Origin of the sequence: Bacteroides clarus (assembly GCF_015555825.1) — a bacterium.
Classification (GTDB): Bacteria; Bacteroidota; Bacteroidia; order Bacteroidales; family Bacteroidaceae; genus Bacteroides; species Bacteroides clarus.
The window spans coordinates 345,752-370,426 of the sequence record NZ_JADNLF010000002.1; the positions used below are offsets into that span (position 1 = coordinate 345,752).

A 24,675-nucleotide genomic window follows, 5' to 3' on the forward strand; every position below is an offset into this window, starting at 1 on the left:
TTAAGAGTGATTTAGAAAGATACATTTAATCCGAATGTATAGATACGCGGTGAAGGATAACGTCCATAATCGACTCCTGTCATCAGTGCATCACCATACATTGCACCCACTTCCGGATCAAGTCCGCTATATTTACTCCAAGTACATACGTTTTGTATATTGGCATAAAGTTTCAAGTTACTGAGATGTATCTTATTGATTAACTTCTTGGGGAATGTATAGCCGATAGATATATTTTGTAGTCTGAGATATGAGGCGTCTTCTATAAGCATATCACTGATGCGCGTAAAGTTTTGGTTGGCATCTGATGCTTGTAAAGCCGGCATTGTAGTGGATGCGCCATTAACTACGTGGAGGTTACGGTAATCGCTGTCGGAACCGTTGGGATCTATTAAATCTACCTGTGCATAGTTTAGCGATGATTTCAGAATATTACCGTTAGAACGTGGATCTTCAATGCGCATACGAGTCAGATTCAGTGCTTTATTTCCATAAGAGCCGGAGAAAAATATAGTGAGGTCAAACCCTTTGTAAGAAAAAGTGTTACCTATACCATAAGTAAACTTGGGACTGGGATTACCGATAAACGTACAGTCTTCACTGTTAATTACACCGTCACCGTTAATATCTTCGTAAATATAATCACCAATCCATGTACTGTTCTTGGCTATGGTATTACCTTCAGGAATGGCAACTTGTTTTACATTACCGTTAGCATCCTTATAGTAGAAGTCGGTTGGCTCATTAAAGCGTCCGATAACTTTGTAACCCCAAAACTGTCCGATAGGTTGGCCTACAGTTGTCTTGGTTACAATGTAGGATGTGGAACTGGGTTGATAACTTTTTTCGATGGATGAATTATCAGTATCGAGTTGCACTACTTTGTTACGGTTTAAGGAGAAAATAATATTTGATGTCCACTGGAAGTCTTTTTTGATGATATTAGTGGTATTCAGTGTCAGTTCAAATCCTTTATTCTCCAGTGAACCTACATTTCCCCAAGGATTGGATGCGGCACCTTGCCCACTTGAACCCAAATATGAAGGAAGTGGAAGCTGGAGTAACAGGTTCTTTGTCTTTTTATAGTATACATCAGCGATAAGCTCAATACGATTTTGGAATAAACCGAGGTCAATACCTAAATTATAAGAATTGGTTGTTTCCCAAGTTAAATCGGGATTGGCAGTGTTTCCGGTCAGTACGCCGGTACCCCATGGCGTTGTCTTATAAGAGAGTAATGCCATGTAGGCGTAATCACTAACGTTTTGGTTACCTGTAGCTCCCCAACCTGCACGTACTTTCAGATTATTAATGACAGGGTTGTCACGCAGGAAACTTTCTTGAGAGGTGCGCCATGCTAAAGCTACTGATGGGAACCAGCCCCACTTATTACCTTTGGCAAATTTGGATGAACCGTCACGACGGATGGTAGCGGTGAGCAGGTAGCGTTCATCGAAAGAATAAAATGCACGTCCGAAGAATGATGCAAGGGAATTAACAATACGGGAACCTGTTGTGGTAGATGATGTAACGTCACCGGCACTTAAGTCGGGAGTTGTATTTGTTAGAAATCCGGTAGCTGTACCAACCTGAGTTTCATAATTGTAGTGTGACATTTCTTGGCCTATCATAACATTAATGTTATGCTTTTCTGCGAATGTATTATTATACGTTAAGATATTACGCCATGACCAATATTTAGTATTTGTTTTAGTCCATTTAGAAGTACGTGTATCACTTGTTTTAATACCAAATTGATAGTCGGGTTGGTAATAATAGTAGTTGTTGTAATTCCAATCTGTTGATATTTCTGTCTTGAAAGTCAGACCTTTCAGAATGGTCGCTTCTAAATAAGTGTTGAGGCGAAAATTCGTTTTACGATTCTCATTTGTACGGATGGATGCAAGACCTACCGGGTTTTCAGGCATCCATGTATCATCAGGACCATCATATGTGCCGTCAGGAGATGTAACAGCAACGGTAGGTTGTTGAATCAAAGCGCTGATAATGGTATTATTATCAGTTCCAACTTTTTGTTTTGATTCTGAAAATGAAAAGTTTACTCCACCACGGAGCCATGATTTGATCTGTGTATCAATATTGGAACGTAATGACAGACGACGGAAACTGGAATTTATCGCTATACCATTTTGGTCAAGATAACCTCCACTGAAAGCGTAAGTTGTCTTTTCATTACCACCACTTACAGACAAGTTATGGCTGTTCATAAAAGCTTTTTGGAATAATTCATCTTGCCAATTGGTACCTTGTCCAAGCATATCGGGACGAATAAAAGAACTGCTTTGATCTACGAGTCCAAGCGCAGCTCGCGCATTATGATGTTGGGCATATTCCTGTAGATTCAGCATGTCTAATTGTTTTGGCATTTCTTGCCAGCCTGCATAACCGTCATAAGTGATACTTGCTTCACCTGCTTGTCCGCGTTTGGTCGTAATCATGATGACTCCGTTAGATGCTCGCGAACCGTAGATCGCTGTTGCCGAGGCATCTTTTAATACATCCATTGATACGATATCCGATGGGTTGATGCTTGACAAAGGGTTACTGTTTTCATCATCTGTTGCAGAATCTACTACTACGCCGTCAATTACAAAAATAGGCTGATTAGTAGCATTTAGTGAATTAATACCACGAATCTGTATAGAAGTTGAAGCGCCAGGCGTACCGGAGTTCGCTTGGATTTGTACACCAGCTGCACGACCTTGCAAGACTTGATCGATAGAAGTTGGAACTGACTTCTTTATGGCTTGGTCATTTACTGAAACTACTGAACCTGTTAAATCCGAACGTTTCATTTGGCCATAACCAACGACTACGACTTCATCCAGCATTTCTGTATCTTCTTTTAAGATAATCTCAACTTGTTTTTTTCCGGATACAGGTATTTCTTGTGTTTTATAACCGATAAAAGATATGACAATAATACCGTTTGATGGAAGTGATAGAGTAAAATTTCCATCAATGTCAGTAACAACGCCGTTTGTTGTTCCTTTTTGTACTACACTGGCACCAATAACCGGGCCAAATGCGTCTTTTACTGTTCCTTTTACAGTGATATTCTGTGCCTGAAGCGTAATAGGCAACAAAAACAGAAGAAGGATAAATCCTAAATACTTAATAAAATGATTTGTGCATTTCATAATGAAATTAATTTAGTGGATAACTTTTATACTCTCATTTCTTAATTCTCCTTATGTTATATATAAATAAGGTGAACTTTTTAGTGTGCCTTTCTTTAAGTACTCATTTGTTTCATTGAATTAATGATTAAACATTGTTTTTTTGTCTGATACAAATTTATAATGTTATCCATGAAACATCTGTTTGGAATGTTTCCGGTGTTACATATTCATGTAACATCATTTTTCTGTGCGTAACAAAATATACTTCAGATGTTACATTTATGTTATATGGCATACAAAGCTATCTATTATTTTTCATACTTTTGTTTTGACTTTTAATTCTGTAGTATGAAAACATCATTCAAAATATTATTTCCATTTGTGATATATGTTATTTCTTCTTTTACTGCTTATGCGCAGACCGGGAGATTTTATACCACAGATGGAGGATTATCCAGCAGCCTAATCAACCATTTCTTTCAAGACAGTAAAGGGTTCATGTGGACAGCGACAGAATACGGGCTGAACAGTTTTGACGGCTTGCGTTTTGCAAATTACTGGCACGTATCGGGCGATTCTACTTCCATAAAGAATAACTATGTACGTACGTTGTTTGAAGATAGCCGGCAAAACCTGCTGATAGGATGCATTGACGGTCTGATGAGATATGACCGTGAGACGAATACCTTTTCTGAAATACCGATGATACGTGCTGGCAAGCAGGTTTTTCCGCACGTTACACAGATGCAGGAACTGCATAATGGTGAAATATGGATGACTACTACCGGACAGGGAATGTTCCGGTTGGATGAACAACGGAAACAAGCTGTTTCGGTGGATGAGCTTTTGCGGCAATCCAATTATAATTTTCAATCTTGTTTTTATGAAGATTCTTATTACAATCTTTGGATAGGAACTTATGGTAACGGATTGATTTGTTATATGCCCGCTACAAAAGAAGTGCGTGTGTTCAAATACCCTACTCTCAATGATAATAATATAGCAGCTATTATAGAAGATAAACAAGGCAATCTTTTCGTTGGAACGCAAAAGAGGGGGCTGTCATGCTATAACAGGAAGAAGAACACTTTTACACCTGTTCCTTATGTAGGAAATGGCGCTTTGTCTGTTTATTGCATGGCATTAGTAGACGGGCAACTTTTGGTCGGTACCGACGGCCAGGGGTTGAAGTTGTACAATCCCATCAAGAAGCAATTGGAAGATTATACCATCAATACTGCTCCGATGGATTTCTCGGAAGGGAAGATACATACAATATTGGAAGACAAGGATAAAAACTTATGGTTAGGCTTGTTTCAAAAGGGTATTGTCCTGATACCGAAACAGAGTAACCCCTTTGAGTACTATGGCAGCAAATCCACCTATTATAATCCTATAGGGCAGGGATGCGTCATGTCTATTTTTCAGGATAGCGATCAACACCTATGGATAGGCGCTGATAATGAAGGTATTTATGAACTGGATGCCGAAGGCGACTGTCTGAGACATTACCAGCCGGGAAGTTCCTCTCATTCTGTGGCTAATACGATAATGTGCATATATGAGGATTCGGAAAAGAACCTATGGCTTGGTTCTTATACACGCGGTATTGCGAAATTGAACAGAAAAACCGGAGTATGTGATTACTCTCTGCCTGTCGACAATGAAAAGATACTTTCTATAACCGAGGATAAACAGAAAAACTTATATATCGGTACACTGGGCTCCGGTTTTTATCAGTATAATTTACAGACCGGCAGTTTGAAACATTATGAATCTGCTAAGGATGAAACCGGTGATTTAAAAAGAAATGAATTGGTTAACGACTGGATTAACTATATATTCTGTGATAGTGAAGGATTTATCTGGTTGGGGCATTATAAAGGAGTAAGTTGTTTCAATCCTTTGACCGGGAGCTTTATAAACTATCGGCAGGTGAATACTTTGATTTCAGGCTGCGTGGGATATGCCATTCAAGAGGATTATTTCGGTAATATTTGGGCGGGCACGACAGACGGACTTTACTGTTTCAACAAAAAGACGGAAGAACTGAAACGATTTACAACGGCAGACGGACTCTCCAATAATGTTATTTGCGGTCTCTGTGAAGATTCCCGGCATGATATATGGCTCAGCACCTATATGGGTATCAGCAAGTATGATGTCAAGAATAACCGTTTTGTCAATTACTACTCGGGAGATGGATTGCAAGGCAATGAATTTACGCACGGAGCTTTCTATAAAGATAAGAAAGGAAAGATATATTTCGGCGGTATTAATGGCGTTACCTATTTTTTTCCGGAGCGTATAGGAAGTGTTTCTAAAGAAACGAATGTGTGGGTTACGGACTTTTACGTATTCAATCATCCGATACATAAAAACAGCATTTCGGGCGGAGAACCCGTAATTGATACATCGGTACAAGACGCCAATCAGTTTCGGCTATCATATAAAGACAATACATTCAGTATCGTTTTCTCCACATTACAATACAATAATCCCGAGCAGATTTCCTATCAATATAAAGTGGACGAATTAGGTTCCCAGTGGCTCAGTACCGAGCCGGGGGTAAACCGTGTGACTTATAACAATTTGCCGCCAGGTCAATACACTTTTCAGGTGCGCGCCCTCAATTACGGCAATTACTCAGAAACGCGTACCGTCAAGATTTTGATTACTCCCCCTTGGTATCAGACTTGGTGGGCGTATTGCGTTTACATTACTTTAGCCGGACTGTTGGTGTTGGGGATTGTCAATTATATCCTGTCGCGTATGCGACATCGTCGTGAAATCATGAAGCGGGAACATGCCGAACAACTGAATGAAGCAAAGTTACAGTTCTTTATCAATATATCCCATGAGATACGTACGCCAATGACGCTTATCATTAATCCCTTGGAGAAACTGCTGGCGGATAAAAGAGATGGGGAGTTACATAAAACATATCTGATGATTTATCGCAACGCACAACGCATTTTGCGTTTGATTAATCAGTTGATGGACGTTCGTAAGCTGGATAAGGGACAGATGTTCATGAAGTTCCGTGAAACGGATATGGTAGGATTCATTGCCGACTTGATGCAGACATTTGAGTATATGGCGCGTAAAAAGAATATCCGTTTTGTTTTTAAGCACGAAATGCCTCAATTGAAAGTATGGATAGACTTGAATAACTTTGATAAAGTGCTGATGAATATTCTGTCTAATGCTTTTAAATATACTCCGGATGGGGGTGAGGTACAGGTTAGTTTGTCAACAGGCCGGGATATAACACGCCGGGATGCGTTGCGTGACTATTTTGAGATTGTGATAACGGATAGCGGTATCGGTATCGACCGTAATAAGATAGAACGCATTTTCGAACGCTTTTATCAGATAGATAATGATGTAACGAAATCCAATTTCGGTACAGGTATCGGTTTGCATCTGTCCCGTTCGCTGGTACAGCTGCATCATGGAATTATTTTTGCTGAAAACAGGGAAGATGCTCCCGGAAGCCGCTTCATCATACGTATACCGTTGGGTTCGGCACACTTGCGTACCGATGAACTGGAAACTGTGGATGCGGATACTGTTATGTTCCACACAGTCGATAAACCTGTTTTAGCGAAACTGGAAGAAGAACTCATGATGGAAGAGGAAGAACCTCAAACCGGTACTAAAGCAAAGACGCGTTTACGGATTTTGGTAGTGGAAGATGAAATTGAAATCAAAGCCTATCTGAAATCGGAACTGTCGGATGAGTACAAGGTAGAGACTTGTAATAATGGTAAGGAAGCATATGATTTGATTTTGCGTGATACTCCCGATTTGGTTATTTCGGATGTTATGATGCCCGAAATGGATGGATTGGCTTTATGTCGTAAGATAAAGCAGAATACCAATGTAAATCATGTTCCTATAATCTTATTGACAGCCAAATCCAAACCGGAGGATACTTTGGAGGGAATGGAAACCGGTGCCGATGCTTATATGGTGAAACCTTTCAATACGGAATTACTGAAAAGGACTATCGCCAATCTGATAGCCAATCGCAGGCTGTTGCGTAACAAATTCAGCGGTGCACAACAGCAAGAGGATAAAATAGAAAAAATAACTATGAAGTCCGGTGACGAGATATTGATGGGGAAGATTATGAAAGTGGTGAATGAGCATCTGGATGACCCTGCTCTGAACGTTGAGATGCTCGCTTCCGAAGTTGGATTAAGTCGCGTGCACGTTCATCGTAAGCTGAAGGAATTGACTAACCTTTCCACTCGCGATTTTATTAAGAACATCCGTTTGCAACAGGCTGCAACTTTATTGGCGCAAGACCATAAACTTACCGTCTCTGAGATTGCTTACGCCACAGGATATACCAACCTGTCTCATTTTTCCAGCTCTTTCCGCGAGAAATATGGAATGTCGCCGAAAGAGTATATGAACCAGCACCGATAATATCATTTTGAGAATGGAAGGATACTAAAAATACCTTGACGGTTGAGTGTGAGAGGCAGGTTGTACGTATTCCTTTTCAAAACGAATTAAGAGATGAGAAAAGCTATATTACTTTTACTGTTATCGGCAGTTACGGCATTGCAAGCGCAAATCGATATCCGTACCCTGCAACTTCCCCAATCGCATCCCCGTTATCTGACGAATGCAGATGGGAAGCAGGATACGCGTGATTTAATCGAAAATGAATCATGGGCAAAAGATGTATTCGGTAAGCTGAAAGCAAAGACTGATGCCTATACCCGCCTGACAGAGGCGCAACCGGACTGGCTCTTGTCGCGTCTTGCCATGTACTGGGATTCTCATGCTACCGATGTGTATATAAAAGGTGAAAGTTTCGACCACGCCGGCGGAGCGAAGGCTCCCGTGCCAACAGTGCGCTATACCGGAACACGCGGTACATTCGCTACTCACGGACGTCCCAAGCTGGCAGATATCATTCCATACGATGATGATAAGGACGGTAATGTTACCTTTCATAACAATTCCCTTCCCGGCCGGCCTTTGGAAAAAGTTCATCCCGCCAAAACAGGACGTAACATCGAAAGTCTGAACCGTGAGATTATGGGAATCGCCCGTGACGCGGCTTTCCTTTACTGGTTGACCGATGAAGAACAATATGCCCGCCTGGCAGCCGGTGTTTTCGATACCTATATGCAAGGTATCTATTATCGCAATGTCCCCGTCGACTTAAATCACGGCCATCAGCAAACATTGGTCGGTATGAGTTCGTTTGAGGTAATCCATGAAGATATACTTTATGATATTGTTCCTCTGTACGATTTCTTACATGGATATCTGGTTGCTTATTATGCCGATAAAATGAATATTTATGCCGGGGCTTTCAAGAAATGGGCGGATAATATCATTGCTAACGGAGTCCCCCATAATAATTGGAATCTGATGCAGGCGCGTTATATAATGGACATCGGCATGATACTTGAAGATGATAATCATTATGCCGACAGTAAAGGACGCGGATACTATATAGATTATGTACTCAATCAATCCAGCATCCGGCAATGGAGCTTGAAAAAACTTGCCGACTACGGATATGACCATCATACGGGCATTTGGGCGGAATGTCCCGGTTATAGCGGTGTGGTGATGAATGACTATGCCAACTTTACCAATCTCTTTGACCGTAACCTACATTGCGACTTGACAAAAGAGTTGCCGATACTTCCCACAGCCGTTGCGGCTACTCCCCAGTATTTATTTCCCAATCGGATGATATGCGGTTTTGGAGATACCCATCCGGGGTATCTGAAAACCACACCTGTTATTCGGATGATTGAAAACGCCCAAGTTAATGGAAAAAAAGAACAGGAGAGGTATTTTACCGCTCTATTAAAATGTCTTGACCCTGATGCCGGGAAAGCTGCGGCAAAGAAAGATGTGCGCGTATCCATCAATTCCTTCTTTGACGACAAGCCTTTGGAATTGAAAGAAGATGTCCGGGCGGGCAAGATGGAAGACTATGTATCTCCTTTATTTTACGCTCCAAACGTATCGTGGCTGGTACAGCGGAATGGTATGCATCCGCGTAACAGTTTGATGATTTCTCTGAATGCCAGCGAAGGTAATCATATGCATGCCAATGGTATTTCAATGGAGCTTTACGGTAAAGGATATGTGTTAGGTCCTGATGCCGGTATCGGCTTATATCTGTATAGCGGATTGGACTATGCTGAATATTATTCACAGTTTCCCAGTCACAATACGGTATGTGTCGATGGAATCTCCAGTTATCCGGTGATGAAGAGTAATCATTCATTCGATTTGCTGTCCTGTTTTCCTGCATCTTCCGCGGCTACGGCGGTAAAGGAAAAATTTCCTTCCGTAACGTACAGCGATGTTTATTTCCGTGAACCGGAAAGCCGTTCGGACCAGACACGTATGATGAGCATCGTTACCACCGGTCCCGAAACCGGTTACTACGTAGATGTTTTCCGTAGCCGTAAAGAACGTGGCGGAGATAAAATGCACGATTATTTCTATCATAACCTGGGACAGGAAATGACCTTGACCGCTGCCGACGGCACTGATTTGTATCTGCAACCTACCGAAGAGCTTGCCTTTGCCGGCGCGCATCTGTATGCCTATTCCTACTTGTTCGATAAGAAATGTGCCCGGACAGGTAAAGATGTAAAAGCTGTTTTTACAATCAAGATGCCCGATAAGGATGATATCCTGATGAATATGTGGATGAAGGGTGAAAAAGACCGTACGGTGTTTTCTGCTCTCAGCCCTATGACCGAAGGATTGAGCCGTACGCCGGGAATGCCTTATAATATTAAGGAACAACCCACCCTTACCTTTGTAGCCCGTCAGGAAGGTGAAGCATGGAATCGTCCTTTTGTAGCCGTTTATGAACCTTCGACTGTGAAGGAAGCCGAACGGATTTCTTCCGTTACTTTTCCGGAAGTGGAGTGTAAACAGCCGGGCAGCCATGTGGGGATTTGCGTAAAACAGAAAAACGGTCGCATGGATTATATTCTGTCTTCGGATAGTGCTGCATATCTTTGTTCGATGAACAATGGTATGAAAGCCTCTTCTACCTACGCTTTATGGGGCAACCGGCGAGGAGAGGATTGTACTTTCTTTTTAGGGAACGGCACGTTGTTACAAACTCCCGCTATATCAATTAAGGCTGACGCTCCGGTGAATGTGTTGCTCGAGAAAGAATCGAACGGATGGTATTATACGGCTTCCGGCGCTTGTACAATCACCTTGAATGGAAAGACATATAAGATAAAGAAGTGTGTGATGGAGAAAACGAAGCTCTAGAGAAAGATATGCAATGAAACATTTATTATTAGTAGTATTGGTAAGTTTCGGCATGGCGGTCCAAGCGCAGTTGAAAACTTATCCGGTGGGATTGCATACGGGTATGCCTCACAATGATGATTATACGGTTCGTGTCCGTATGCTTGGCGGGGAATGGCAGGACGTGTTTGAATATAAAGTGCAGGTCGATTTGGATAAGCCGCAAGATGCTTCCATGGTACAGTTCGATATGGGAAGCCCAGTGGAAGTTATGGTAAAAAAGAATAACGGTACGGTGCGTGAGGTTGCCATACGCCCTCTGAATAATAATATAGCCTGTCGGCAAGTACAAAACGCCGTTTTTTTCACTTTGGACAAGCCTCAAAATCTTTCAGTCGAGTTTAACGGAGACCGTTTGCACAATTTGCATCTTTTTGCCAATCCAATGGAAGAAGAGGTTTACTCGGAGGAAGCAAAAGGCGTTATGTTCTTTGGGCCGGGGATACATCGTCCGAAAGATTTACCCAATAATCAGATACGCATACCAAGCAATACTACGGTCTATTTGGCTCCGGGTGCAGTGCTGAAAGCTAAACTGTTGGTTGATAATGCTGAAAATGTGCGTATCATTGGTCGCGGAATATTAGACCATCCTGTCCGCGGTATTGAAATAACCGATGCCAAGAATGTACTGATTGATGGAATTACGGTTGTAAATCCCGAGCATTATACAGTGTTCGGTGGCGGTTCTTCGGAGATAGTTATCCGTAACTTGAAAACTTTTAGTTGCAAAAGCTGGAGTGATGGCATTGACATGATGTGTTGCCGTAAAGTACTTGTTGATAATGTTTTTCTTCGTACGGGGGATGATTGTATTGCGCTCTATAATCATCGCTGGAACTGGTGGGGTGGTTCAAGCGATATTACCGTACGGAATTCCGTGCTGTGGGCGGATGTTGCGCATCCTATCAATGTAGGCGGCCATGGCGATCCGGATTCTTTAACGGGCGAGGTGATTGAAAATCTGACGTTTCACAATATTGATATTCTGGAACACGATGAAGATGATCCGCTGTATCAGGGGTGTATGACGGTAGATTGTGGCGACAAGAATTGGGTGCGTAATGTCTTGTTCGAGGATATCCGTGTAGAGAATATTCAGGAAGGCCGTCTTTTCTATGTGAAAGTCCGTTTCAATCCTAAGTACGATAAGCAACCCGGTAACGGTATTGAAGGGATTACGTTCCGTAATATCACTTATACAGGAGTTGGTGAGAACGCTTCTTTGGTGCAAGGGTTGGATAAGAATAGATGTGTGAGAAATGTAGTTTTTGATAGTATTATGATCAATGGTGTGAAAATGAAGCACCTGAAAGGGATTATAAAAAATGAGTTTATAGAAGACATTGAGATTAAGTGATTGGTAGTTTAATAACATTTTCTTCGTGTGAAAACTATTTTATTGTTTTATTGCTTCCGCTCCAAATGCTTGTAATTTTCCTGCGTATCATCATAATATTCAGTAAAGACACTGCGAAAAACAGGATACAGCCTATTATCCAGCATGGAAGTAACGTTCCCGTCTCCAATTGTGGAAAAAGCGTGCTGATGATTTTCGTGTAATAACCACGCAGCCATGCTACTCCACCGACAGACAGTACCAACACTAATAGATTTAAACCGACTGTCAGTATATTGTAGGGAAGCGCTACGCGATTCGGACTATATCCTATAAGAAGCAGATTCTCCAGTTTTCCTGTATTCTTTTGCAATAATAGGAAGATACTTAGCATCAGGATGTAAAAGGATAAAATGCTGATGAATAATCCTACTCCCATGACAATACCGGTGATGAGACGCAGGAAATAAGTTGTTTTTCCGGCATCCAGACCGTCACCTTCGGTTTCGTAATGCTTTTGTTGAAAGTAGTTGCTGATGGCTGTGTCGGTAGGGTTCTTTACTTCAACGATGAGGCGGGAAGGTTGGGCTTCTTTGCCGGGAGCAAAGCTCTTGTTTGCCCAGTCCATAAATGTTTGGGGAACAAGAATTGTATTCAGACGATTGGAGAAGCCTACAATTTTACCTTTGAATTGCTCTACACGTCCGTTACCCCGTAGACTGATATCCATTTGTATAAGGTTCATGAGACCTTCGGAAAGTTTTGGTAGACTGCGACTTTGTGCAAAGCCGAAGTTATATAAATTCAGGTAATTACGGGGAATGATGATAGGAATGACTTGAGAAAACTCATCAAAATGCCATTTATCTAAGTTTACATCTACATATTCATCGGGTACCGACTCAAAAAACATTTCGGTGGAGAGGTGTATTCCGGCTTCCTGCATACCTAAACCTGCGGATACTTTGAATAAGGAAGGGGTGAAAGCTCCCACGCTTTTAGTGAAAGATTGCGCTTTCATTTCTTCGATATCCTTTAGGGAGAAAGTATTACTTCTTCCGGTAAAGCTGCCGAGTGTACTGATTCTTTTGGTGGCGATGATATAATTCTTCTTCATGAAGCTGTCTCCCTGTGTGAAAATGGGGAGTACGTCCCGATAGAATTGTACGCTCAGCAATACAATCAGCATACCGAAGAGGTTGGCGAGAAAAAAGCCGGTCAGTTGGCCTATACTGATATGTTGACGGAGAAGTTTCCAAACAAGTTTGTTCATGATTTGAATGATGGTTTATGAATTATAGACGGAAAGTTTCATCATATTCAAGCTCCGGATGCTTTCCAATGGATGTTACAATAACTCCTGCTCCTTGCTTTCCTGCTTCTTCCATGAGCAAAGTACTCATAATGACACTGTTTTCATTATCGAGGTGGCTGATAGGTTCATCCAAAAAGATAAAGTCGAATGGTTGGCAAAGGCTGCGTATAAAAGCAACGCGTTGCTGTTGGCCGAAAGAAAGCTTCCCGGCTCTTTCATTAATCTTATCGGGAATACCGATTGCTTCGAAAAGAGTAATAATCTCTTTATTCTTCTTGTAGTTGGTCAGGCGATTTTTTAATAAGATATTTTCAAGTGCAGTCAGTTCTGGGAAAATACGAAGTTCCTGAAAAAGAATACTGAGCGAATGTTTTCGTATATCTATCCATTCGTTAACGGAGAATGAACGGATATTGCGTTCATCAAAATTAATGATACCCTGATAGTCGCGGCGATACCCGTAGATATAGCTGCATAGAGATGATTTACCGGTACCTGAAGCAGCTTCTATCAGATAACGTTTTCCTTTGCTGAAAATTATGTCCTGATGCCATATTTGTGAAGTGATGGCATCGCGACGGGCAAAGGCTTGAGGCAAAGTCTGCTGTAAACGAATGTGGTTCATTGGTTGTTCAAGTATGTTTTATTATCTTATCCAATCTGTCATTCAGAGCGTAGCGAAGAATCTATTGACAATTAAGCTGATTTGACAAATTCTAAGGCTGAAAGCCTTCTATCTCTAAGCCCGGGATAATACTCCAGGGATAAATGTTCTCAGTGTTCTGTGTTAAAGGCAAAAGACTAATATTCGGAGATTTTGCCCTTACAGGGCGCAATGTTAGTCATATTCGCATTCCCGGGGTGTTACCCCGGGCTTAGAGATAGAAGGCTTTCAGCCTTAGGTTACTTTATTATTAACTTCTGATTCGTATTAATTGCTAATTATTAATTACTGACTACTGCTGCTACTACTTTATCCCCGCGAACAGTTTGGCGAAGTCGATAAGTTGTTTCAGGGCATTTTCATTCTTCTCGTTCAGAACAACTGTAAAGTTTGTCCGATTCTTGTCTCCCCGCAGGTTCAGTTCTTCTATTTTCATGATTAGCATATAAAGGATATTGATTTCCGGTTCGTCCGACGCATATTCCATAAGAACACGAAGATTGCTTAAGGTCAACAATTCATCGCTGGTTAATGAGATGTTGAAAGCTCTTCCATGTATCATACTCATCATGGCTTGTTGTAACTCTCGTGAGTTTTGAGGATGGAAAGGCTGATTGCTTTCTTGAGTCTCTCCTTTAAAGTCGGCGCTTTGCAAGGTAGCGTATATACGTCCGTTCTCAAACAGGACATAACCCAGTAATTGTGTGCCATGCGGCCAGTTCAGTACACCACGGACATCCATGGGGAGAGCATCGGGAGTTGCCAATAGCCGTATATCTCCCTTTTGTTGCATCATCGGGGTGAAATATTTATTTGTATGGATACTCTTGTCGGCTGGTTGTTGCATGAGGGCGGTGATAGCCGGTTGCAACTTCTGCAGTTGTTCGGAGCTGCCTCCGTAAACCACAAGCAGAGTACCGTCGTTGTAGGCAAACAGTACTCCTGTATCTTTTATTTCAATACTTCGGTAACCATCGGCTTTTACCGGGTCGGTACAGAATTGTTCTTGAACAAATATTTGAAGCATGGCTTCAAATTTCTTTAAATCGGCAATCTTCAAAGTGACTGCAGTATTGTGTAGCGTAGGAGCTTCGAATACGTAAACCGGAGCGCTCCAGTCTATTCCACTTTTGGCGGGATCTTTCAGAAGAGGTTCCACTTCTTTTTTCAGGTTGGCGTTTCCGCCTTCGAGAAGCAGGCCTAACAACTTTTGCAAAGTAGCTTGGGTGTCTGAATTGTTCAGACCTGCTTTATCGACAATGCTGGTTAAGTCAAGTGCCGCCACTTCTGTGGCATTAGCGGGAATCGCATGGGTATATTCTGTCTTTTTCTCGGTTTTACTACATGAGCTTAGGCATAGTACTATAAATAAGAACGGCAGTAAATAGAAGGAAATACTCTTTCTCATTATATTATTGGTTTTGTAAGTTCAATATATGGCAAGCAACGAGGGCTGCTGTTTCAGTACGTAAACGGGAACGACCGAGACTTATAGGCTCGAAACCGTTTTCAATGGCTTTTTTCACTTCTTCTTCGCTAAAGTCGCCTTCCGGTCCGATGAGTACCAATGCATCTTCTCCCTTACGAACAATATCTTTTAATAAAGGTTTCTCTCCTTCATAACAATGTGCAATGAATTTGCGGCCGTTGAAAGATTGGCTGATGAATTTATTAAAATCAGTCATTTCATTCAGTCGGGGCAAACGCGCTTTTAACGATTGCTTGATGGCAGATACCAATATCTTGGCAATACGCTCCGTTTTGATTATTTTGCGTTCCGAAAAACGACAGTTCAGAAAGGTAAGTTCATCGAAGCCTATTTCAGTAGCTTTTTCTGCGAACCATTCTGTACGGTCCATATTTTTAGTGGGAGCCATTGCGATGTGCAAATATCCGCTCCATAAAGGTGCCTGAGGGATGGTTTCCAGTATGTTGACAAGGCAACGTTTATTGGTGGCAGTGCTGATTTCCGCACGATAAAAATTGCCTTTACCATCGGTTAATGTTACTTCGTCACCTGTTTGTAATCTCAATACACGGATTGCATGAGCGGCTTCTTCTTCGGGTAATTCAGCGTGCGATTGTATATCGGGAGTATAGAATACGTGCATAGTTGTTTATTGTTTCTTGTGTTGATTGATAATGTCCCTTAGTTGTGCAGCCCGTTCATAGTCTTCTTCGTCTATGGCGTTTTGAAGGGCAGTTTTTAACTGTTCTAAAGTCTTTTGCTGTGTAGCGGGGGCTTTATCGGGATCTTGTTCTTTCATAGGAGTGATGCTATGCTCTGTTTTTAAGCATTCGGCTTCTAAAATATCATCGTATACGAAGATAGGGGCATCCATACGTAAAGCGAGAGCTACGGCATCACTGGTACGTGCATCGATGCGCAGGATTGTTTCTTCCGCTTTCATATATAGATATGAGTAGAAAACGCCATTATCTACTTTATAGATGAGTACACGTAATAAATTTGCCCCCAGAACTTTGAGAACCGATGCGAATAACGTATGTGTCAACGGTCGAGGCGGAACGATTCCTCTCATTTCAATCATCATGGATTGCGCTTCGGCACTGCCTATGATAACAGGTAATTGTCGCGGGCCGTTTATCTCGCCCAGCACCATAGCGTAGGCACCGGCTTGTGCCTGGCTATTTGAAATATTCAATACTTGCAGTTCAATCTTTTTTTTGTTCATTCTATCATTTTACCACCTTGTCGGTCTCTTTTTCCGTAGTATGCTTATAACGGAATACGATTCCGAATAAAATTCCAATAACTAATGCATAAGCCGCAAATATAAGCCATACGGGAGTCCACTCACGACTTATCAAACCGCCGCCGGGAGCATATACGGAGAATGCGTCTACTACGGCGCCGCTGGCATATCCGCCTATGATTGCTCCCAACCCGTTTGTCATCATAAAAAATAATCCTTGCGCACTGGCGCGAATACTCGGATGAGCTTCCATCTCTGTGAATAATGAACCCGATACATTGAAGAAGTCAAAAGCCATACCGTATACAATCATAGACAGGATGAGCATCCATAAGCCACTGCCGGGGTCACCCAGGCCAAATAGTCCGAAGCGGAACACCCAGGCAAACATACTGATAAGCATAACACGCTTGATTCCGAAATGTTTCAAGAAGAAAGGGATGGCGAGGATGAATAATGTTTCGCTCATTTGTGAAATGGACAGTAGAATTACAGAGTGTTTTACTCCGAAAGAATCTGCATATTGGGGAATGGAAGCGAAAGAGCTTAAGAACAAATCTCCATAGGTGTTTGTGATTTGTAACGCCGCACCTAACAACATGGAGAACAAGAAGAAAATGGCCATCTTCTTACGTTTGAAAAGTACTAATGCATCGAGACCGAAAGCGGAGAGCATTGTCTTTCCTTCGCTGCGTGCCGGCGGGCAACCGGGAAGGGAAAAAGCATAAAGTCCTAAAAAGATAGCTGAAATTGCTGCTACATAGAGTTGTGCGGGGCCTGTCTTGAATCCGGTGAGGTCTACAGCCCACATGGCACAAATAAAACCTACGGTTCCCCATACCCGTATGGGCGGGAAATCTTTTATCAAATCCAGTTTGTACTGTTCCAATGCATTGTACGAAACTGTATTGGCTAATGACAGCGTAGGCATATATACGAGCATATTGAGTAACATTGCCCAATACATATGACTATATGTCGTAGCAGTGGATGCGTAAATCAGAGCACCGGCGCCGATAAGGTGAAGTATACCGTAAAGACGTTCGGCATTTATCCATTTGTCAGCGATAATTCCCATGAGGCCGGGCATGATAAGAGAGGCAATTCCCATAGTCGCAAAAATAGCGCCAATCTGGCCGCCTTCAAAATGTAATGTACCGCCCATGTAACCACCTAATGAGATAAGCCACGCTCCCCAAATAAAGAATTGAAGAAATTGCATAGCCGTGAGTCGGAATTTGATGCTCATAATATTAGTTTTTGAATATTGTTGAATTGTGTAATAGGTGCAAATGTACGACGCAGACGGCAGAAAAACAAGAAGTGTATATAAAAAAAGAAGGCTATCTATCCCAGACAGCCAATCTTTATTAACCTTAAATCTAATACCATGAAAAACACAGTGCAAAGATAATGGGTTTTATGTTATAAAACATAACGTTTTACTAAGTTTCTTCTTTATATTAACATGATTTAAAATTTTAGCCGTTTATTCTACATATAATACAAGTCCTTTCAGATATTCGCCTTCGGGATGATAGATACTTACAGGGTGGTCGGCAGGCTGCGTCAATTGATGTAGAATACGTACACTACGGCCGGACATGGCAGCGGCGGTGAATACGGCTGTACGGAAATTCTCTTTGCTGACAGCTTGTGAACAAGAGAAAGTAAAAAGTATACCGCCCGGTTTGATTTTCTCAAAAGCTTTGACGTTGAGTTTCCGATATCCTTGAAGGGCATTGCGCAATGCATCACGATGTTTGGCAAATGCCGGCGGGTCCAAAACGATAAGGTCGTATTGGTCACCCATACGGTCAAGATATTTAAAAGCATCCTCAGCATAAGCTGCATGGCGGTTATCACTGGGGAAATTCAATTCGATGTTCTTGTTTGTCAAGTCAATGGCCTTGGCCGAACTGTCTACGGAATGTACCAGTTTGGCATTGCCGCGCATGGCGTAAACGGAGAAACCACCGGTGTAACAGAACATATTCAGTACACTGCGACCATTGGCATAACGTTCCAGTAGCGAACGATTCTCCCGTTGGTCTACAAAGAAACCTGTTTTCTGACCTTTCAGCCAGTCAATATGGAACTTCAGACCATATTCCATGGCGATATTATCCGTACTTCCGCCTTTCAGAAAACCGTTTTCCGGATAAAGATCGGCTTTGAAAGGCAGGGTTGTTTCGGATTTGTAGTAAATATTGTCGATTTTATCACCCATAACCTCGGTCAGGGCATCGGCTATTGCCATACGGTCGAGGTGCATGCCGGCAGAATGCGCCTGCATCACGGCCGTACGAGCGTAGATATCAATTATAAGTCCCGGCAGGTTGTCACCTTCGCCATGTACCAGACGATAAGTATTGTTGGTAGGGTTTTCGGCTATACCAATGCTGCGTCGCATATCGTAGGCTATGCTGAGCTTACGTTTCCAGAAGTCGGCATCGATGGTTTCATCCTGAATGAAGCTAAGTACACGAACGGCGATACTGCCAATTTGAAAGTGACCTTTAGCTATGAATTCTTTCTTGGATGTATAGATTTCAACAACTTCTCCTTCCTCGGGTTCTCCGTCGAAGTGTGCGATGGCACCGGAAAACACCCAAGGGTGGAAACGTTTTAATGATTCTTCTTTGCCTGACTTTAGATATACTTTATACATAAATTATGATTAAGATGTGGTAATATTATAATGTGGTTGTGCGGCAACTTTCTTCAGCGGCCATTTCAAAGTCACCGGTGCGTTTCAGTTCCTGTAACCGATTGTATATGTTCAAGCAAGCCCATGCATCGGTGGCTGCATATTGTTGCTGAGACGGTGTCAGTACTTCGGCTTCCCAGTTGGAAAGACGCTGGCTCTTTGAAATTTTTTCTTTAAAAAGAATCGCATATATCTTTTGCAAGCTTTTGTCTTGAATGCCGAATGTGCGGACGTATTCTTGTAATTCGATACAAGCGCGTTGTTCAAACGGAGCGCGTTTGTGCAACATCATGAAATCATCGCGCAGGGAAAGTCCGACTTTGGTTACACCGGGATTTTCAAGTAACATGATAATCGGAAGAGTCAGACCGGTGAGATTGAGGCGGAAAAGAAAACAGTGTTCTTCCGATGAAATCTGCAATAAGGCCACTTTATGAGATTGTCCCTTGGTGAAGGACGGACGTGTTTCGCTGTCAATGCCCAGTATGGAACATTGTTTCAGATAAGCTACGGCACGTTCTGCCTCTTGGGGGGTCTGGATAACATGTATCTGCCCCGGAAAGAAAGCTTTCGGCATGTCCTTTACTTCTTCTTTATCTATACTTCGTCTGATAATCATAGTTTAAAGTTTATTCATCATCATCTTCTTCTTCATCCGGTTGGTTGTACTTTACGTCATGTAAGGCACGCAGGGTATTCACCAACTTTTGTCCCCAGTATAGGGTGAAGTGTTCCTGACAGACGGCAAGTGAATCGTTCATCGTTTCATTGAGTCCCAACTGGAATACGAAGATAAAATCTCTGATGTCTTGATATATATCGGCCAAGTCTTCGGAAATGTTTTTTGTGATAGGCTGGTCGCTGTATTTCATATCCGATACAAATACATCCAGATAGTCGTCCTTTTCGGCGAGAATACCTGCCAGATTCATACGGAGTATTTCATAAGTTTCCTCTGTTACGAATGTTTCGAGGGCTTCATCGCCTATCGTTTCGCATTGGGGCAACATGGATGCTTTGAGATAAAGTAAGGGAAGTATCTTTAAAGATGTATCGACAAAGGCGGAACGTTTCATCGTTTCCGTCTGTTCCAAGAACTTGCAGAACTCGGCGGCTACGGTTACGAATTCCACAACATTACGGTCGAATATCACTTGACTTTCTTTTTTCATATCTTCTTGATTTGAAACGCAAAGGTACGAAAAAGGTTTGAAAGCATTACTGCATAAGCTTTTTTTTGTTACTTTTGCGTCATTATACGGATATTAGCGGAATACATTTTATGGTCAAAAAAAATACAACTAAAGATACAGAGCGCTCTATCTCTTTTTTCGGAAAGATAGCAGCGGTTTTAAAGAATGAAACCGTCCATTTCGTTGCCGGTCTGATACTGGTAATCTTTTCGGTTTACCTGCTGTTGGCCTTTTCGTCTTTCTTCTTTACAGGGGCGGCAGACCAGAGCATTATAGATTCCGGAAATGCGCAGGATTTGATTTCTACGCATAACGGCGTGAAAAACTATGCCGGTTCACGTGGAGCCCAACTTGCCAGTTATTTAATAAACGAATGTTTTGGCATATCCTCTTTCTTTATTCTGATATTTTTAGCCGTAGCCGGATTAAAGCTGATGCGTGTCCGTGTGGTACGTTTGTGGAAGTGGTTTATAGGGTGCTCATTACTGTTGATTTGGTTCTCGGTATTCTTTGGTTTTGTGTTTGTAGACCAATACAAGGATTCTTTTCTCTATTTGGGCGGTATGCATGGATATAACGTCAGCAATTGGTTGGTATCTCAGGTGGGAGTACCGGGAGTGTGGATGATATTGCTGATTACCGCTATATGTTTCCTTATATATTTGAGTGCTCGTACTGTTATTTGGTTGCGTAAACTTTTTAGCCTTAGTTTCTTAAAACATAAAGAAAAGACCGGAAGCGGGTCAGGTGAGACTCCGGAAGAATTTACGGACTCTTGGACAGTGAAAGGAAAGAAGATGCCGGTCGCAGCAGAAACGACTTCTGATACGAAAAAAGAAGAGACACTCGAGAATCCGGAGGAATTTGGAAAAGAAGAAGAGGAAGATGATGGCACTCACGAGATTATGCTTGACTTGGGAAATGCAGCAAAGGATAAAGTTGCGATAGCCAAAGAAGAAGGTGAGGTACTTATGACAATTGAAACTCCACCGTCTGATACAGCTTCAACTATTCCGGTATCAGGGCAGCAAGGGGGAAAAGAACCTGCTTTTGAAGTGGAGACAGTGGAAGATGAAGAATATCACGGTCCGGAGATAGAACCTTATAATCCTTGTCTTGATTTGGAAAACTATCATTATCCGACCATTGACTTGATGAAACATTATGATAATGCCGAACCTACGATTGACATGGCAGAGCAGAATGCCAATAAGGATAAGATTATTAATACGCTACGCAGTTTCGGTATCGAAATCAGCACTATTAAGGCTACGGTCGGTCCTACGGTAACGTTGTATGAGATTACACCGGAGCAGGGAGTTCGTATTTCTAAAATACGTGGCCTGGAAGATGATATTGCGCTTAGTCTTTCTGCATTGGGTATCCGTATTATTGCTCCGATACCCGGAAAAGGAACAATCGGTATTGAAGTGCCTAATTCCAACCCGAAGATTGTTTCGGGTCAGAGCATTATCGGTAGCAAGAAATTTCAGGAATCTACGTACGACCTGCCTATTGCGTTGGGTAAGACTATTACCAATGAGGTCTTTATGGTGGATTTGTGTAAAATGCCCCACGTACTTGTTGCCGGAGCTACCGGTCAGGGTAAGTCGGTGGGATTGAATGCTATCATCACTTCTTTATTGTATAAGAAGCACCCCGCAGAATTGAAGTTTGTGCTGGTAGACCCGAAGAAAGTGGAATTCAGTATCTATTCGGTGATTGAACATCATTTCCTAGCCAAGTTGCCTGACGGCGAGGATGCTATTATAACGGACGTAACCAAAGTCGTTCAGACTTTGAATTCTATCTGTATTGAAATGGATACCCGTTACGACCTGTTGAAAGCTGCGCATGTACGTAATATAAAAGAATACAACGAGAAGTTTATCAACCGCCGTCTAAATCCCGAAAAGGGACATAAATTCATGCCATATATCGTGGTAGTGATTGACGAGTTCGGTGATTTGATTATGACAGCCGGTAAGGATGTGGAGCTGCCTATCGCCCGTATCGCCCAGTTGGCACGTGCTGTAGGTATACATATGATTATTGCTACCCAGCGTCCTACAACGAATATTATTACGGGTACGATCAAAGCTAACTTCCCGGCGCGTATTGCCTTCCGGGTATCGGCTATGGTGGACTCCCGTACTATCCTTGACCGACCGGGAGCTAACCAGCTGATCGGTCGCGGTGATATGTTGTTCCTGCAAGGTGCCGATCCTGTTCGCGTGCAATGTGCGTTTATCGATACGCCGGAAGTTGCGGAGATAACAAAGTTCATAGCTCGCCAGCAAGGCTATCCTACGGCATTCTATCTGCCTGAGTATGTGGATGAAAATGCGGCAGGTGATTTGGGCGATGTCGACATGGGACGTCTTGACCCGTTGTTTGAAGATGCCGCCCAGTTGATTGTTTATCAGCAGCAAGGCTCTACTTCACTTATTCAGCGTAAATTTGCTATCGGTTATAACCGTGCGGGGCGTATTATGGATCAGTTGGAGAAGGCGGGAATTGTAGGTCCGGCCCAAGGCAGTAAGGCGCGTGAGGTATTCTGTGCGGACATAACGGATTTGGAAGCGCGGTTGAACAATTTGTAATAAATCAACGTTTGAATTACATGAAAATCAAAAGTCTTTTATTTACTTTTTGGATGTTCTGCCTGGCTTTTCCTATGGTTGCGCAGCAGCCGGATGCCAGAGACATACTTGATCGTGCGGCAGATGCTTTCCGTAGAGAGGGTGGAATAAAAATCACTTTCTCCGTGCGTGCGCCCGAAGGAAATTCTAATGGTTCTATTCGTTTGAAAGGTGATAAGTTTCTTTTGGAAACAGAAGGCGTGACGACATGGTTTGACGGACGTACGCAATGGAGTTATCTCGCTTCAAGTGATGAAGTGAATGTTTCCGAACCTGCGCCGGAAGAATTGCAGAGCATTAATCCTTATTCATGGTTGTCGCTCTATAATCAGGATTATAAACTGAAAGTGGTTAAAGTAGGCAATGCCTCAGATGATACGACCTATAAAGTGGTAATGACTGCCACCAAACGCAGCCAAGATATGCAATGTGTTATCTTGTATATAGAAAAAGGGTCATTCCGCCCTTTAAAACTTAGTATGGTTCAGCGAGGAAGCAAAGATGCGGTAATAGTGTTTATAAACTCTTATCAGACAGGTAAGAATTATGACGACAGCCTCTTTGTGTTTGACAAGCAGGCTTATCCTACTGCTGAGATCGTTGATTTAAGATGATAAAGTGTAATTAATAAAAAGAATAATATGGAAGCAGAAAAAGTAAAGTGTTTAATTATAGGTTCCGGCCCTGCCGGATATACCGCAGCTATTTATGCTGCACGCGCCAATCTTTCTCCGGTGCTTTATGAAGGCTTGCAGCCCGGTGGACAATTGACTACCACCACCGATATCGAGAATTTTCCCGGATATCCGGAAGGTATCAGCGGTACACAGATGATGGAGGATTTGCGCAAGCAGGCTGAACGTTTCGGTGCAGACTTGCGTTTCGGTGTGGCTACGGCTGCCGATTTGAGTAAATCTCCATATAAGATAACCATTGATGAAGAAAAGGTTATTGAAGCGCAAACTATTATTATTGCAACCGGAGCCGCCGCTAAATATTTAGGACTGGAAGATGAAAAGAAGTATGCGGGCATGGGTGTCAGTGCTTGCGCTACTTGTGACGGTTTCTTCTATCGCAAGAAGGTTGTAGCGGTAGTCGGTGGTGGTGATACGGCTTGTGAGGAAGCTTCTTATTTGGCCGGTTTGGCAAGTAAAGTATATTTGATTGTACGTAAGCCATTCTTACGTGCTTCTAAGATTATGCAGGAACGTGTAATGAACAATGAGAAAATTGAAGTATTGTTTGAACACAATGCGGTGGGATTGTACGGAGACAATGGTGTAGAAGGCGTACATTTGGTAAAACGTATGGGTGAATCGGATGAACAACGCTATGATTTGGCTATTGACGGTTTCTTCTTGGCTATCGGTCATAAACCTAATTCTGATATATTCAAGCCTTATGTCGATACGGACGAAACAGGGTATATCCTGACAGAGCCCGGTACTCCCCGTACAAAAGTTCCCGGTGTATTTGCTGCAGGAGATGTTGCCGATCCTCATTATCGTCAAGCTATCACAGCAGCAGCTACAGGATGTATGGCAGCGATTGAGGCGGAAAAATTCTTGCTAAATTGAGAATTGAGAATTAAAAATTAAAAAATAGGCTGCGCGGTATTCGTTATATAAC

16 protein-coding genes are annotated in these 24,675 nt (G+C 42.3%); 6 read left to right on the top strand and 10 right to left on the bottom strand.

Annotated elements, in window-relative coordinates; all coding sequences use genetic code 11:
• Nucleotides 1-11 precede the first annotated feature (11 nt).
• Nucleotides 12-3,161, bottom strand: a complete 3,150-nt coding sequence (locus tag I2F54_RS03985; RefSeq protein ID WP_087412815.1) for a SusC/RagA family TonB-linked outer membrane protein — start codon at nucleotides 3,159-3,161, stop codon at nucleotides 12-14.
• Nucleotides 3,162-3,491: 330 nt separating this feature from the next.
• On the opposite strand from I2F54_RS03985, the gene I2F54_RS03990 reads away from it, so the two are divergent.
• The 3 genes from I2F54_RS03990 (at nucleotide 3,492) to I2F54_RS04000 (ending at nucleotide 11,826) form a co-directional block, all read left to right on the top strand.
• Complete coding sequence (locus I2F54_RS03990; RefSeq protein WP_195500567.1) at nucleotides 3,492-7,580, top strand: hybrid sensor histidine kinase/response regulator transcription factor; 4,089 nt, start codon at nucleotides 3,492-3,494, stop codon at nucleotides 7,578-7,580.
• Between the two features lie 93 nt (nucleotides 7,581-7,673).
• Nucleotides 7,674-10,427, top strand: coding sequence for a heparinase II/III domain-containing protein (locus tag I2F54_RS03995; RefSeq protein ID WP_195500568.1), 2,754 nt, complete (start codon nucleotides 7,674-7,676; stop codon nucleotides 10,425-10,427).
• A gap of 13 nt (nucleotides 10,428-10,440) precedes the next feature.
• Complete coding sequence (locus I2F54_RS04000) at nucleotides 10,441-11,826, top strand: glycosyl hydrolase family 28 protein (RefSeq protein ID WP_087412812.1); 1,386 nt, start codon at nucleotides 10,441-10,443, stop codon at nucleotides 11,824-11,826.
• Between the two features lie 34 nt (nucleotides 11,827-11,860).
• Here I2F54_RS04000 and I2F54_RS04005 read toward each other — a convergent pair whose 3' ends face one another.
• The 9 genes from I2F54_RS04005 to I2F54_RS04045 form a co-directional block, all read right to left on the bottom strand.
• Nucleotides 11,861-13,078, bottom strand: a complete 1,218-nt coding sequence (locus I2F54_RS04005; protein WP_195500569.1) for an ABC transporter permease — start codon at nucleotides 13,076-13,078, stop codon at nucleotides 11,861-11,863.
• A 22-nt stretch (nucleotides 13,079-13,100) separates the two neighbouring features.
• The gene (locus tag I2F54_RS04010) at nucleotides 13,101-13,745 is read right to left on the bottom strand and encodes an ATP-binding cassette domain-containing protein (protein WP_195500570.1); all 645 of its coding nucleotides are present in this window, start codon (nucleotides 13,743-13,745) and stop codon (nucleotides 13,101-13,103) included.
• Between the two features lie 343 nt (nucleotides 13,746-14,088).
• Nucleotides 14,089-15,192 carry a DUF4836 family protein gene (locus I2F54_RS04015; protein ID WP_022219067.1) on the bottom strand — a complete coding sequence of 368 codons (1,104 nt, stop codon included), beginning with the start codon at nucleotides 15,190-15,192 and terminating at the stop codon, nucleotides 14,089-14,091.
• A gap of 4 nt (nucleotides 15,193-15,196) precedes the next feature.
• Nucleotides 15,197-15,895 carry a 16S rRNA (uracil(1498)-N(3))-methyltransferase gene (locus I2F54_RS04020; RefSeq protein ID WP_087412808.1) on the bottom strand — a complete coding sequence of 233 codons (699 nt, stop codon included), beginning with the start codon at nucleotides 15,893-15,895 and terminating at the stop codon, nucleotides 15,197-15,199.
• Between the two features lie 6 nt (nucleotides 15,896-15,901).
• Nucleotides 15,902-16,480 carry a bifunctional nuclease family protein gene (locus I2F54_RS04025; RefSeq protein ID WP_118046297.1) on the bottom strand — a complete coding sequence of 193 codons (579 nt, stop codon included), beginning with the start codon at nucleotides 16,478-16,480 and terminating at the stop codon, nucleotides 15,902-15,904.
• Nucleotides 16,481-16,484: 4 nt separating this feature from the next.
• On the bottom strand, nucleotides 16,485-17,750 hold the full coding sequence (locus tag I2F54_RS04030) for a nucleoside permease (protein ID WP_022219070.1): 1,266 nt from the start codon (nucleotides 17,748-17,750) through the stop codon (nucleotides 16,485-16,487).
• Between the two features lie 240 nt (nucleotides 17,751-17,990).
• Nucleotides 17,991-19,172, bottom strand: a complete 1,182-nt coding sequence (locus I2F54_RS04035) for a class I SAM-dependent rRNA methyltransferase (RefSeq protein WP_195500571.1) — start codon at nucleotides 19,170-19,172, stop codon at nucleotides 17,991-17,993.
• Between the two features lie 25 nt (nucleotides 19,173-19,197).
• Complete coding sequence (locus I2F54_RS04040) at nucleotides 19,198-19,830, bottom strand: 3'-5' exonuclease (protein WP_009122515.1); 633 nt, start codon at nucleotides 19,828-19,830, stop codon at nucleotides 19,198-19,200.
• Nucleotides 19,831-19,840: 10 nt separating this feature from the next.
• A complete protein-coding gene (locus tag I2F54_RS04045) occupies nucleotides 19,841-20,383 on the bottom strand; it encodes a DUF5063 domain-containing protein (protein ID WP_195500572.1) in 543 nt (180 codons plus the stop codon).
• 110 nt (nucleotides 20,384-20,493) lie between these two features.
• Here I2F54_RS04045 and I2F54_RS04050 point away from each other — a divergent pair, with 110 nt between their 5' ends.
• The 3 genes from I2F54_RS04050 to trxB are packed head-to-tail and all read left to right on the top strand — an operon-like array spanning nucleotide 20,494 to nucleotide 24,623.
• Complete coding sequence (locus I2F54_RS04050) at nucleotides 20,494-23,007, top strand: FtsK/SpoIIIE family DNA translocase (protein WP_195500573.1); 2,514 nt, start codon at nucleotides 20,494-20,496, stop codon at nucleotides 23,005-23,007.
• A gap of 20 nt (nucleotides 23,008-23,027) precedes the next feature.
• On the top strand, nucleotides 23,028-23,660 hold the full coding sequence (locus I2F54_RS04055) for a LolA-like putative outer membrane lipoprotein chaperone (protein WP_195500574.1): 633 nt from the start codon (nucleotides 23,028-23,030) through the stop codon (nucleotides 23,658-23,660).
• 27 nt (nucleotides 23,661-23,687) lie between these two features.
• Nucleotides 23,688-24,623 (top strand): thioredoxin-disulfide reductase, encoded by a 936-nt coding sequence (gene trxB, locus I2F54_RS04060; protein ID WP_087412805.1) that lies wholly within the window; start codon nucleotides 23,688-23,690, stop codon nucleotides 24,621-24,623.
• Nucleotides 24,624-24,675 lie beyond the last annotated feature (52 nt).